Annotated in this window: 8 protein-coding genes; 6 read left to right on the forward strand and 2 right to left on the reverse strand. The window is 64.5% G+C overall.

Going from position 1 to position 13593, the window contains the following annotated elements; genetic code table 11:
• Positions 1 to 38: 38 nt before the first annotated feature.
• Genes HGO40_RS28465 through nagE form a run of 5 tightly spaced genes read left to right on the forward strand, consistent with a single transcriptional unit; the run spans position 39 to position 7157 of the window.
• Complete coding sequence (locus HGO40_RS28465; protein ID WP_250965764.1) at positions 39 to 716, forward strand: GntR family transcriptional regulator; 678 nt, start codon at positions 39 to 41, stop codon at positions 714 to 716.
• 17 nt (positions 717 to 733) lie between these two features.
• Positions 734 to 1840 (forward strand): N-acetylglucosamine-6-phosphate deacetylase, encoded by a 1107-nt coding sequence (gene nagA / locus HGO40_RS28470; protein WP_250965757.1) that lies wholly within the window; start codon positions 734 to 736, stop codon positions 1838 to 1840.
• The gene (locus HGO40_RS28475) at positions 1821 to 2843 is read left to right on the forward strand and encodes an SIS domain-containing protein (RefSeq protein WP_250965758.1); all 1023 of its coding nucleotides are present in this window, start codon (positions 1821 to 1823) and stop codon (positions 2841 to 2843) included. The genes nagA and HGO40_RS28475 overlap by 20 nt, the downstream gene beginning before the upstream one ends.
• Positions 2844 to 2894: 51 nt before the next feature.
• On the forward strand, positions 2895 to 5408 hold the full coding sequence (gene ptsP / locus HGO40_RS28480; protein WP_250965759.1) for a phosphoenolpyruvate--protein phosphotransferase: 2514 nt from the start codon (positions 2895 to 2897) through the stop codon (positions 5406 to 5408).
• Between the two features lie 33 nt (positions 5409 to 5441).
• Entirely contained in the window at positions 5442 to 7157 is a 1716-nt protein-coding gene (nagE, locus tag HGO40_RS28485) for an N-acetylglucosamine-specific PTS transporter subunit IIBC (protein WP_250965760.1), read from the forward strand.
• 364 nt (positions 7158 to 7521) lie between these two features.
• On the opposite strand, the gene HGO40_RS28490 is transcribed toward nagE, so the two are convergent.
• Together HGO40_RS28490 and purL are read right to left on the reverse strand one after the other, a co-directional pair.
• On the reverse strand, positions 7522 to 7833 hold the full coding sequence (locus tag HGO40_RS28490; protein WP_250965761.1) for a YqfO family protein: 312 nt from the start codon (positions 7831 to 7833) through the stop codon (positions 7522 to 7524).
• Between the two features lie 4 nt (positions 7834 to 7837).
• Positions 7838 to 11734 carry a phosphoribosylformylglycinamidine synthase gene (purL, locus tag HGO40_RS28495; RefSeq protein ID WP_250965762.1) on the reverse strand — a complete coding sequence of 1299 codons (3897 nt, stop codon included), beginning with the start codon at positions 11732 to 11734 and terminating at the stop codon, positions 7838 to 7840.
• A 288-nt stretch (positions 11735 to 12022) separates the two neighbouring features.
• Between purL and mltF the strand changes: the two genes are divergently transcribed.
• Positions 12023 to 13483 carry a membrane-bound lytic murein transglycosylase MltF gene (gene mltF, locus HGO40_RS28500; RefSeq protein ID WP_250965763.1) on the forward strand — a complete coding sequence of 487 codons (1461 nt, stop codon included), beginning with the start codon at positions 12023 to 12025 and terminating at the stop codon, positions 13481 to 13483.
• The last annotated feature ends 110 nt before the right edge of the window (positions 13484 to 13593 follow it).

The following is a 13593-nucleotide window of genomic DNA, read 5'->3' on the forward strand; positions in this document are numbered from 1 at the left end:
GTGTATCACAGACCCACCCCCACACCACCCCGCTCTACCTGCAACTGGCCCGCAATCTCGAAGCCGCGATCCACGCCGGCCAATGGAAAGCCGAGCAAGCAATGCCCTCCGAGCGCAGCTTGAGCGAGCAACTGGGCATTTCCCGGGTCACCGCCCGCAAGGCGTTGGAGGTGCTGTTCGAACAAGGCCTGATCCGCCGCAACCAAGGCTCGGGCACGTTCATCACCCCGCGCCTGGAACAACCGCTGTCACGCCTCAGCGGCTTCAGCGAGATGCTCCGGCTCAAAGGCTTCGTACCCGGGTCCCAGTCGCTGGAGCGAGAAATCACTCCGCCGACCCACGAAGAACTGATCCGCCTGGGCCTGTCGCCCACTGACAAAGTCGCCCGGCTCAAACGGCTGCGCAAGGCCGACGAAACGGTCATGGCCATTGAGATGAGCACCCTGCCCGCCTCGAATATTCCCAAGCCGCAGGCAGTGGGCGATTCGCTTTATGAATTCCTCGACGGCATCGGCAAACCCGTGGTGCGCGCCCTGCAACACATCCAGGCGATCAACGCCTCGGACGAATTCGCCGCCCTGGTGGGCATCGCCCCCGGCACCGCGATGCTGCTGATGACCCGGGTCGGCTACCTGGAAGACAACACGCCCATCGAAGTCACCGACACCTATTGCCGCAACGACTACTACGACTTCGTCGCCGAGTTGCGGCGCTAGACGATCAGAGAATCCCCATGTCCGAAAACAACATCCTCACCGCCAACGGCTGGATACGCGGCCGCCTGGTCCATGAACAGGGCAAGGTCGTGTCCATCGAAGGCCAGCCCTGCGACCCGACGAGCAACGACCTGCCCTACCTGCTGCCGGGATTCATCGACCTGCATGTGCACGGCGGTGGCGGCAAGGACATCATGGAAGGCGCGCCGGCGTTCGACACCATTGCCCGCACCCATGTGCGCTTCGGCACCACGGCGCTGCTCGCCACCACCATGACCGCGCCAAGCGAAGAGATCGCCAGCGTACTCGGAGCCCTCGGTGAATACTGCGAACAGCGGCCCAGCGGCAGCGCGCGCATCCTGGGCGTGCATTTGGAAGGGCCTTACATCAACCCCGGCAAACTCGGCGCCCAACCGAATTTCGCCCATACCGCGTTGATGGCTGAAGTGGAGACGTACCTGGCCCTGGCGCCGATCCGGGTGATCACCATCGCGCCGGAAATCGCCGGCCACGATGCCTTGATTCGTGCCCTCAGCGCCCGGGGCGTGCGCATGCAGATCGGTCATACCCTCGGCAGCTACGAAGAAGGCGTCGCGGCACTGGCGGCCGGGGCCAGCAGTTTTACCCATTTGTACAACGCCATGAGCCCGCTGCATCACCGTGAGCCCGGCATCGTCGGCGCGGCGCTGGCCCATGCGCAATATGCCGAGCTGATCCCGGACTTGCTCCACGTGCACCCCGGCGCCATGCGCGTGGCCTTGCGTTCGATCCCGTGCCTGTATTGCGTCACGGATTCCACCGCCGCCGCCGGCATGCCCGACGGTGAATACAAGCTGGGCAGCCACACCGTGACCAAATGCCTGGGCGGTGTGCGCCTGGCCGACGGCACGCTGGCCGGCAGCACCCTGACGATGGACCAGGCCCTGCGCAACCTGGTGAAAATCGGCCTGCCCCTCGCCGAAGCCTCCCGACGCCTGTCGCAATTCCCCGCCGACTACCTCGGCCTGCCCGAACGCGGGCGCCTGCAACCCGGCGCCTGGGCCGACTGCGTGCGCCTTGACCGTGTCCTGAACCTGATCGACGTGATGGTCGAAGGAGAAGCCATTGACTTCCAAGATGCTTGAAGAGGCCTTGGCCTCGTCCGACGCTGTCGAGCGCCAATTGCAGCGATTGGACCCCGCCCTGCAGGAGATTGCCGGACGCCTGCGCCGCCAGCCGCCGCAGGTGGCGATGACCGTGGCCCGTGGCAGCTCCGACCATGCCGCCAGCTACTTTGCCTACCTGACCATGCAACAACTGGGTTTTCCGGTGGCCTCGTTGCCGATGTCGGTGGTGACCATGCAGCAGGCGCCGTTGAAGGTCAGTGGCCAGGTGGCGTTCGCGTTTTCTCAATCGGGGCAGAGCCCGGACCTGGTGAACAGCCTGCGCCTGTTGCGCAAGCGCGGCGCCTTGAGCGTGGCGATGGTCAACGCAGAAGACTCTCCGCTGGAGGCGGCTTGTGAATTCAGCGTGCCCTTGTGCGCCGGCATCGAAAGCAGTGTCGCCGCCACCAAGAGTTTCATCGCCACCCTCAGCGCCAGCGCGCGCCTGGTGGCCCACTGGAAAGACGATGCCGAGTTGCTCGACGCCGGCGCCGCGCTGCCCGAAGGCCTACGTGAAGCCGCGCACCAGGATTGGAACGTTGCCGTCGAGGCGCTGCGTGAATGCCAGCGCTTGATGGTCATCGGCCGTGGCGCCGGGTTCGCCATCGCCCAGGAAGCGGCACTCAAATTCAAGGAGACCTCGGCGATCCAGGCCGAAGCCTTCAGCAGCGCCGAGGTTCGCCACGGGCCGATGGCACTGATCGATGAGCATTATCCGCTGCTGGTGTTCGCCCCCCGCGGTGCCGAGCAGGCCGGTGTGTTGAGCCTGGCCGCCGACATGCGCCAGCGCGGCGCCCGGGTGCTGCTGGCCGCGCCCGATGACATCGCCGAGCGTGACCTGACGCTGACCCGTGCCGAGCACCCGGCCCTGGACCCGATCCTGGCGATCCAGAGCTTTTACCGGATGGCCGCCAACCTGGCCGTGGCTCGAGGCCTGGACCCGGACCAGCCACGGCACTTGAGCAAGGTCACCCGGACCCACTGAACCGATGGCCCTTTAACGCAAGGCCAATAAGACTTCACAGAGAGCGAGCCCATGCCCAACAACAATAAAGAGCTGACCCTCAGCGCACCGCTCAGCGGGCCGGTGCTCACCCTCGCCAACGTCCCGGACGCGGTGTTCGCCAGCGGCGCCATGGGCGACGGAATTGCCATCGATCCGCTGAACGACACCCTCTACGCCCCTTGCGATGGCGAAGTTATCCACGTCGCACGCACCGGCCACGCCGTGACCCTGCGGGCCGACAACGGCGCCGAACTGCTGCTGCACCTGGGGTTGGACACCGTCGAGTTGCAGGGCGACGGCTTTTCCATGCTGGTCAAGGAAGGCGCGCGGGTCAGCAACGGCCAGGCACTGCTGCGTTATGACGTGGACAGCGTGGCCCAGCGCTGCAAAAGCCTGGTCAGCCTGCTGATCCTCACCAATGGCGAACACTTCCAGGCACGGCCCATTACCCTCAAAGGCGTCAAGGTCGGCGAGCCGTTGCTGCACATCGTCAGCAAGAAACCGAGTGAAACACGCGACGATGAACCGCACGTCGGCATCGAAGTGTTCGGCCAGATCCGTATCGCCCATCGAGGCGGCCTGCACGCGCGGCCAGCCGCCTTGGTTCGCCAGGCCGCACAAGGGTTCAAGAGTCGCTCACACCTGCACTTCGGTGGCCGCTCGGCGTCCTGCAACAGTGTGATGGGCATGATGGGGCTGGCGATCACCGAACAGGCCGAAGTGCACGTCAGTTGCCGCGGCAGCGATGCCGAAGCGGCGTTGCACGCGCTGCTGAAAACGTTATCCACAGCCTTGGCCGAAGAAGCCCATGCCGAGGCACCACCGGCCAAGGCGCCGAGCCGCACCGCCGAAGACGGTGTGCTCCACGGCGTATGCGCCGCGCCCGGGCTGGTCAGCGGACCGCTGGTTCGGCTGGAAGGCATGCAGTTGCCCGAGGACATCGGTGACCACAACGTCGCAGAACAACGGCAACGGCTGCGCGATGCCTTGGCGCACGTCAGTCGCGACATCGAGTTGACATTGGAGAACGCCAAGGCCCGGCATCACGTCGATGAGCAAGCGATCTTCAGCGCCCATCTGGCGTTGCTGGAAGATCCGGTCCTGCTGGACGCCGCCTACCTGTCTATTGAGCAAGGGAGCGCGGCGGCTCAGGCCTGGAGCCGGTCCATCGACGCGCAATGCCAAGTGCTGCGGCAATTGCAAAGCGCGTTGCTGGCCGAGCGCGCCAATGATTTACATGACCTGCGCCAGCGGGTCCTGCGGGTGCTGCTGGGTGAGGCCTGGCAGTTCGACGTGCCGGCGGGCGCCATTGTCGTCGCCCAGGAGCTGACCCCGTCGGACCTGCTGCACCTCAGTGCCCAAGGCGTGGCCGGTGTGTGCATGGCCGAGGGCGGCGCGACGTCCCACGTGGCGATCCTGGCCCGTGGCAAAGGCCTGCCCTGCCTGGTGGCGCTGGGCGAGACACTGCTTGCACAGGCGCCGGGGCAATCGGTGGTGCTGGACGCGGACGGTGGCCGCCTCGAACTCACGCCAACCGCCGAGCGCCTGGCGCAGGTGCAGCAAGCGCAGACCCGACGCACAGCTCGGCGCGCCGAGCAGCAGACCCTCGCCCACACGCCGGCGCAAACCGTCGATGGGGTGGAGGTTGAAGTCGCCGCCAACGTCGCCTCCAGCGCCGAAGCTGGCCAGGCGTTCGCCAACGGTGCCGAGGGCGTTGGCCTGCTGCGCACCGAATTTCTCTTCGTCGACCGCCACACCGCCCCCGATGAAGAAGAACAGCGCCTGGCCTATCAAGCCGTGCTCGATGCCATGGGCGACAGGCCGGTGATCATCCGCACCATCGACGTTGGTGGCGACAAACAATTGGACTACCTGCCCCTGCCGGCCGAAGCCAACCCGGTACTCGGCCTGCGGGGCATCCGCCTGGCCCAGGCGCGGCCGGAACTGCTGGACCAGCAATTGCGCGCCCTGCTGCAAACCCGCCCTCTGCACCGCTGCCGGATTTTGTTGCCGATGGTCACCGAGGTCGACGAACTGCTGCACATTCGCCAGCGCCTCGACGCCCTCGGTGCCGAGCTTGGCCTGAGCGAACGCCCGCAACTGGGGGTGATGATCGAAGTGCCAGCCGCCGCCTTGCTGGCCGAGCAACTGGCCGAGCACGCGGACTTCCTGTCCATCGGCACCAACGACCTGTCCCAGTACACCCTCGCCATGGACCGCGACCACGCCGGGCTCGCCGCCCGGGTCGATGCCCTGCACCCGGCACTGTTGCGGTTGATCGCCCAGACCTGCGCTGGCGCTGCCAAACATGGGCGTTGGGTTGGCGTGTGCGGGGCCCTGGCCTCCGATCCCCTGGCAACGCCGGTGCTGATCGGGCTAGGCGTACGGGAGCTGTCGGTCAGCCCGCCCCAGGTCGGCGAAATCAAGGACCGCTTGCGTCACCTCGATGCCGCCCAGTGCCGCGGCGTCAGTACCGATTTGCTGAACCTGGCCAGTGCCGCCGCCGTGCGCCAGGCCTGTCATCAACACTGGCCCCTGGGCTGAGCCACGTCGGACAACAATAAAAGGAGAGACGCCATGTACCAGCATTTCATTGAAGGGCTGCAACGCCTCGGCCGGGCGCTGATGCTGCCTATCGCGATCCTGCCGATCGCCGGCCTGCTGCTGCGCCTGGGTGACACCGACCTGTTGAACATCGCGATCATTCACGATGCCGGCCAGGCGATCTTCGCCAACCTCGCGCTGATCTTCGCCATCGGCATCGCCGTGGGTTTCGCCCGGGACAATAACGGCACGGCCGGGCTGGCCGGGGCCATCGGTTACCTGGTGATGATCGCGACGCTGAAGGTCCTCGACGCGACCATCAACATGGGCATGCTGGCCGGGATCATCAGTGGTCTGTTGGCCGGCGCGCTGTACAACCGCTTCAAGGACATCAAGCTGCCGGAATACCTGGCGTTCTTTGGCGGGCGGCGCTTCGTGCCGATTGTCACCGGCTTCAGCGCGGTGGGCCTTGGCGTGGTGTTCGGTTTGATCTGGCCACCGATCCAGCACGGCATCAACAGCTTCGGCGAGCTGTTGATGGCCAGCGGCAGCTTTGGTGCGGTCGTCTTCGGTGTATTCAATCGGTTGCTGATCGTCACCGGCCTGCACCACATCCTCAACAACATGGCCTGGTTCATCTTCGGCAGCTTCACCGACCCGACTACCGGAGCGGTGGTCACCGGTGACCTGACCCGCTATTTCGCTGGCGACCCCAAGGGCGGCCAGTTCATGACCGGCATGTTCCCGGTGATGCTCTTCGGCCTGCCCGCGGCGTGCCTGGCGATGTACCGCAACGCCCTGCCCCAGCGGCGCAAGGTCATGGGCGGGATCCTGTTGTCCATGGCGCTGACGTCGTTCCTGACCGGCGTCACCGAGCCCATCGAATTCGCCTTCATGTTTCTTGCGCCGTTGTTGTACCTGGTCCACGCGTTGCTCACCGGCCTGTCGATGGCGGTGACTAACTTATTGAATATCCACCTGGGCTTTACCTTTTCCGGCGGTTTCATCGACATGGTCCTGGGCTGGGGCAAATCCACCAACGGCTGGCTGGTCTTTCCGGTGGGCCTGGCCTACGCGGCGATCTATTACCTGGTGTTCGACTTCTGCATCCGCCGCTTCGATCTGAAGACGCCGGGCCGTGAAGACGTGCCGGCGGGCGACAAAGCGGTCATCGCCGAAAACCAACGGGCCGCCGCCTACATCCAGGCCTTGGGTGGCGCTGACAACCTGATCACCCTCGGCGCTTGTACCACGCGCCTGCGGCTGGACCTGGTGGATCGCAACAAGGCCTCCGACGCCCAACTCAAGGCCCTCGGCGCCCTGGCTGTGGTTCGCCCCGGCAATGGCGGCCGCTTGCAGGTGGTGGTGGGGCCGATGGCCGACAGCATCGCCGATGAGATCCGCTTGGCATTGCCTTCTTCCGATAGGCCAGCCAGTGCGCCCGCGAACGCCGTGGCCGAGCCGGCCTCAACGACAATTGTCTCGGAGGCCGAAGCACAGCAATGGCTCGATGCCCTGGGCGGTGGCAGGAACGTGTTGCAGCTCGATTGCGTGGCGACGAGCCGTTTGCGGGTGCGGTTGGCTGATGGCAAGGGAGTGTCGGAAAGCCAGCTCAAGGCGCTGGGTTGCGAGGGGATGAGCTCGCTGGAAGGCGGTGTTTGGCACTTGTTGTTAGGGGCGAAAGCGCCGGGGTTGTGGCGGGCGTTGGAGGCGGTGGTGCTGAGTGGTAAGGCGGATGTCAAAGCCTAGGCCTTCGCCGACTGTCTGGCCCCTTCGCGAGCAAGCCCGCTCCCACAGGTCTGATGTCGTTCACAAGTTCTGTGGACAATACAAATCCACTGTGGGAGCGGGCTTGCTCCGGGCGGCGATCCGACGAAGGGGCCTGCACACACCCAACACCTATATCTGACACACAACAAGCCCGTGGCGAGGGAGCTTGCTCCCGCTCGGTTGCGCAGCAACCGCCAAAAAGCTTAGGGCCGCTACGCCCGAGGCGTCGGACCGTCCCAGCGGGAGCAAGCTCCCTCGCCACAAGGGTTCGTGTACACAGAATCGCACGCAAAAAAAACCGCTGATTAGATCAGCGGTTTTTTTTATTTGGGCGGAGGGAAAATCAGAAATCCTCCAACCGCCATACCTCAAACGCCGGTGTCTCGTAGGGATGGCTCTGCTTCAACGCCTCCATCACTTGCCGAATCAACCCATCGGCCACCACCAGCTCCACCTTCCATTCCTCGACCTGCTCGACCTGCCCCGCCTCGCCAATGAACGGCTGGCTGCCGTCCAAAGGGCGAAACTGGCCCAGGCCCAGCACTTGCCAGGCGCAGTGGTCATAGTCGCCGATTCGCCCGCCACCGGCAGCGAATACGGCGCTTTTGACCTCGTCCACATGGCTGTCCGGGACGAAGAAGCAGAGCTTGTACACCGTCTTAGTTCACCCAGACGCGCGCGTTGCGGAACATGCGCATCCATGGCGCGTCTTCGTTCCAGTCGTCCGAACGCCACGAGTTCTGCACCGCGCGGAACACCCGCTCCGGGTGCGGCATCATGATCGTGACACGGCCGTCGCGGCTGGTCAGGCCGGTGATCCCGCGCGGCGAGCCGTTCGGGTTGGCCGGGTAGGTTTCGGTGACCTTGCCATGGTTGTCGACAAAACGCAGCGACACACAACCGGACAGGTCGGCTTCGAGCAAGGCTTCTTCGCTTTCGAATTCCGCGTGGCCTTCGCCGTGGGCGATGGCGATCGGCATGCGCGAACCGGCCATGCCCTGCAGGAAGATCGAGTTCGATTCCTGGACCTGGACCATCGCCACGCGGGCTTCAAACTGCTCGGAACGGTTACGCACGAAGTGCGGCCAGAACTCGCTGCCCGGGATCAGCTCGTGCAGGTTGGACATCATCTGGCAACCGTTGCACACGCCGAGGGTGAAGCTGTCGGTGCGTTCGAAGAAGCCCTGGAACGCATCGCGGGCACGGCTGTTGAACAGCGCCGACTTGGCCCAGCCTTCACCGGCACCCAGCACGTCGCCGTAGGAGAAACCGCCACAAGCGACCATGCCCTTGAAGTCGTTCAGGTCGACACGACCGGCCAGGATGTCGCTCATGTGCACGTCGATCGCGTTGAAACCGGCGCGGTCGAACGCTGCCGCCATTTCCACCTGGCCGTTGACGCCCTGCTCGCGCAGGACCGCCACTTGTGGGCGAATGCCTTTCTTGATGTAAGGCGCGGCCACGTTGTCGTTGACGTCGTAGCTGAGCTTGGCGCTCAGGCCCGGGTTGTCTTCTTCCAGCAGCGCGTCGAATTCCTGCTCGGCACACTCGGCGTTGTCCCGCAGGCGCTGGATCTGGTAGCTGGTTTCCGCCCACTGGCGCTGCAACAGGCGACGCTGGCCTTCGAAGACGGTGTCGCCGTTGAAGGTAATGTTGATGTGCGCGTTGTTGATCGGCTGGCCAATCACCGAGACGCAATCGGCCAGGCCGGCCGCGCTGAACTGGGCCAGGATGTCTGGCGTGGCGTCCTGGCGAACCTGGATCACCGCACCCAGTTCTTCGTTGAACAGGATGGCCGGGATCTCGGCCTTGGACTCGGCAACGCTGTCCAGGGTCAGGCTCAGGCCGCAGTGACCGGCGAAGGCCATTTCCACCACGGTGGTCAGCAAACCACCGTCGGAACGGTCGTGGTAGGCCAACAGGTGACCGTCGGCGTTGAGGCCCTGGATCACGGCGAAGAAGGCCTTCAGGTCTTCGGCATCATCGACGTCCGGCGCTTGCGAGCCGAGCTTGCCATGCACCTGGGCCAGGATCGAGGCGCCCATGCGGTTCTGGCCACGGCCCAGGTCGATCAGGATCAGGTCGGTGGTGCCCTTGTCCATGCGCAGCTGCGGGGTCAGGGTCTGGCGGATATCGGTGACAGGCGCGAAACCGGTCACGATCAGCGACAGCGGCGAGGTTACGCTCTTGTCCACGCCTTCATCGTTCCAGCGCGTGGCCATGGACATGGAGTCCTTGCCCACTGGAATGGTGATGCCCAGCTCAGGGCACAGCTCCATGCCGACTGCCTTGACGGTGTCGTACAGGCGGGCGTCTTCACCCGGGTGGCCGGCGGCGGACATCCAGTTGGCCGACAGCTTGATGTCGGACATCTTGCCGATGCGCGACGCTGCGATGTTGGTCAGGGTTTCGCCGATCGCCATGCGGCCCGAGGCCGGGGCGTCCAGCAGCGCCAGCGGCGTGCGCTCGCCCATCGCCATGGCTTCGCCGGTGTAGACGTCGAAGCTGGTGGCGGTCACGGCCACGTCAGCCACCGGCACCTGCCATGGGCCGACCATCTGGTCGCGGGCCACAAGGCCAGTGATGGTACGGTCGCCGATGGTGATCAGGAAGCTCTTGCTCGCCACGGCCGGGTGATGCAGCACGCGCTCGATGGAATCGGCGATGTCGAGGGTGGACGGATCGAAATCGTCGCCCAGCTCCGCTTCGCGAATCGCCGAACGGTGCATGCGCGGGGCCTTGCCCAGCAGCACTTCCAACGGCATGTCCACCGGGCTGTTGCCGAAGTGGCTGTCGGTGACGGTCAGTTGTGGCTCGGCGGTGGCTTCACCTACCACCGCGAACGGGCAACGCTCGCGCTCGCAAATGGCCTGGAAGCGTTCGAAGTCGGCCGGGCCGACCGCCAGGACGTAACGTTCCTGGGATTCGTTGCTCCAGATTTCGTGCGGGGCCATGCCCGGCTCGTCGTTTGGAATGTTGCGCAGTTCGAAGCGGCCACCGCGGCCACCGTCGTTGACCAGTTCCGGGAAAGCGTTGGACAGGCCGCCCGCGCCGACGTCGTGGATGAAGCTGATGGGGTTGTGTTCACCCAACTGCCAGCAACGGGCGATGACTTCCTGGCAACGGCGCTCCATTTCCGGGTTTTCCCGCTGGACCGAGGCGAAATCCAGGTCGGCCGAGCTGGTGCCGGTGGCCATGGAGGAAGCCGCGCCGCCACCCAGGCCGATCAACATGGCCGGGCCGCCGAGGACGATCAGCTTGGAGCCGACCAGGATCTCGCCTTTCTGCACGTGTTCGGCGCGGATGTTGCCCATGCCGCCAGCGAGCATGATCGGCTTGTGGTAACCACGGACTTCTTCACCACGGGGGGTGGTGATGGACTGTTCGAAGGTCCGGAAGTAGCCGGTCAAGGCCGGACGGCCGAATTCGTTGTTGAACGCCGCGCCGCCCAGTGGGCCTTCGATCATGATGTCGAGGGCGTTGACGATGCGCTCAGGCTTGCCGTACGGCTTTTCCCACGGCTGCTCGAAGCCCGGGATCTGCAGGTTCGACACGGTGAAGCCGGTCAGGCCGGCCTTGGGCTTGGCACCGCGACCGGTGGCGCCTTCGTCGCGGATCTCGCCACCGGAACCGGTGGACGCGCCCGGGAACGGGGCGATGGCGGTCGGGTGGTTGTGAGTCTCGACCTTCATCAGGATGTGCACCGGCTCCTGGACCGCACCGTACTGGCGGGTCTCAGGGTTCGGGTAGAAGCGACCGGCAACGTTGCCGACGATCACCGCCGCGTTGTCCTTGTAGGCCGACAGCACACCTTCGTTGTGCATCTGGTAGGTGTTCTTGATCATGCCGAACAGGCTTTTTTCCTGGTCCTGGCCGTCAATGTCCCAACTGGCGTTGAAGATCTTGTGGCGGCAGTGCTCGGAGTTGGCCTGGGCGAACATCATCAGTTCGATGTCGTGGGGGTTGCGCTTCAAGCCCTGGAAGGCGTTGACCAGGTAATCGATCTCGTCTTCGGCCAGGGCCAGGCCCAGCTCGGCGTTGGCTTTTTCCAGCGCGGCACGGCCACCGCCCAGTACGTCGATGGCGGTCAGGGGCTTGGGTTCGGCGTGGCTGAACAGACCGGCGGCCTGCTCCAGGTTGCCGAGCACGACCTGGGTCATGCGGTCATGCAGGCCGTCGGCGATCAACTGGGCCTCGGCCTCGCTGAACTCACCAGCGACATAAAAGGCAATGCCGCGCTCCAGGCGCTGGACTTTCGCCAGGCCGCAGTTGCGGGCGATGTCGCTGGCCTTGCTCGACCACGGCGAAATGGTGCCGAAACGTGGCAACACCAGGAACAGGCGACCGGCCGGCTCCTGGACAGGAACACTGGGGCCGTACTTCAGAAGGCGCGCGAGCACCTGCTGTTCGTCGCCGGTCAAACCGCCGGTGACTTCGGCGAAGTGAGCGAATTCAGCATACAAGCCACTGACAGCCGGAACCTTCTGGCTCAGTTGCTCAAGGAGTTTGCTGTGGCGAAAGGCAGAAAGGGCAGGAGCGCCGCGCAGGATCAACATCTTCGGGACAGCCTCGGGAAGGGGGTGTGCTTTGAGGCCGTGCATTCTAGCCTAAACCGCCGGCAACGGCACCCGAAACGGCACGCACGGTGCAGGCCGAATGTCGGTCTTTGCGCCCACGGCGGTATTGGACACCCGTGCCAAGGTTCGCGCAGAGATATTTTTCAGCGGCGCAAAGCCCGCCACAGCCCGGCCGGCCGGTGTTGCGGACATGTTTTGCAACGGCTAGCAGACTGGCCTTTTGCTGTCGAGATATGGCGGTAGGGGCCGTTTGCGTATACTGCGCAGATGTTTTCCCCAACGGCTTTGCGTCCGCGATATGCCAAGTGGCTGATCGCAACCGGACTCTTCCTGGTGCTCAGTGGTTGTGTTGAGAAACCCAACACACTGGAGCGCGTAAAGGAGGATGGCGTGCTGCGGGTGGTTACCCGAAACAGCCCCGCCACCTACTTCCAGGATCGCAGTGGTGAGACCGGCTTCGAATATGAGCTGGTGAAGCGTTTCGCCGAGGATTTGGGGGTCGAGCTTAAAATCGAGACCGCCGACAACCTCGACGACCTGTTCGGCCAGGTGGGCAAGCCCAACGGGCCGGTCCTGGCCGCCGCGGGCCTGGTCAGCAGCGAACAGCGCAAGAAGCAGGTGCGGTTTTCCCGCTCCTACCTGGAAGTCACCCCCCAAATCATCTACCGCAACGGCCAGTCACGCCCCACCGACGCGGCCGCCCTGGCGGGCAAGAAAATCATGGTGCTCAAGGGCAGCAGCCATGCCGAACAACTGGCGCAGTTGAAGCAGCAATACCCGGGCATCGAATACGAAGAGTCCGACGCGGTTGAGGTGGTCGACCTGCTGCGCATGGTGGACGAGGGCCAGATCGACCTGACGCTGGTGGACTCCAACGAAGTGGCGATGAACCAGGTGTACTTCCCCAACGTGCGTGTCGCCTTCGACCTTGGCGACGTCCGCAGCCAAAGCTGGGCGGTGGGCCCCGGCGAAGACACTAGCCTGCTCAACGAAATCAACGCCTATCTGGACAAGGTGCAGAAAAACGGCACGCTGCAGCGGCTCAAGGACCGCTACTACGGGCACGTCGACGTCCTCGGCTACATGGGCGCAACGACCTTCGCCCAGCATTTGCAGCAACGGTTGCCCAAATACGAGCAACACTTCAAGGCTTACGCCAAGAAAGAGAAAGTCGATTGGCGCCTGCTGGCTGCCATTGGCTACCAGGAATCGCTCTGGCAACCAACGGTCACGTCCAAGACCGGCGTGCGCGGCCTGATGATGCTGACCCAGAACACCGCCCAGGCCATGGGCGTGTCCAACCGCCTGGATCCGAAACAAAGCATCATGGGCGGCGCCAAGTACCTGGCCTACATGAAGGAACAGCTGGACGAGAGCATCGAAGAGCCGGACCGTACCTGGTTCGCCCTTGCCGCCTATAACGTGGGCAGCGGCCACCTGGACGACGCCCGCAAACTGGCGGCCAAGGAAGGGCTGAACCCGAACAAATGGCTGGACGTGAAGAAAATCCTGCCGCGCCTGTCCCAGAAACAGTGGTACAGCAAGACCCGCTACGGCTACGCCCGGGGCGGCGAACCGGTGCATTTCGTGGCGAACATCCGTCGCTACTACGACATCCTGACCTGGGTGACACAGCCGCAGCTTGAAGGCGACCAAGTGGCCGAGGGCAACCTGCATGTGCCGGGTGTGGACAAGAGCAAGCCGAGCCAGGAATCCCCGCAGCTCTGACAGCTGTACACCATCGTGATGCGGTGATGTCCCTGTGGCGAGGGAGCGTGCTCCCGCTGGGCTGCGAAGCGGCCCCAAGATTTTGCGGTTGCTACGCAACCGAGCGGGAG

Origin of the sequence: Pseudomonas sp. CG7, from assembly GCF_023701885.1 — a bacterium.
In the GTDB taxonomy this organism is placed as follows: domain Bacteria; phylum Pseudomonadota; class Gammaproteobacteria; order Pseudomonadales; family Pseudomonadaceae; genus Aquipseudomonas; species Aquipseudomonas zanjanensis.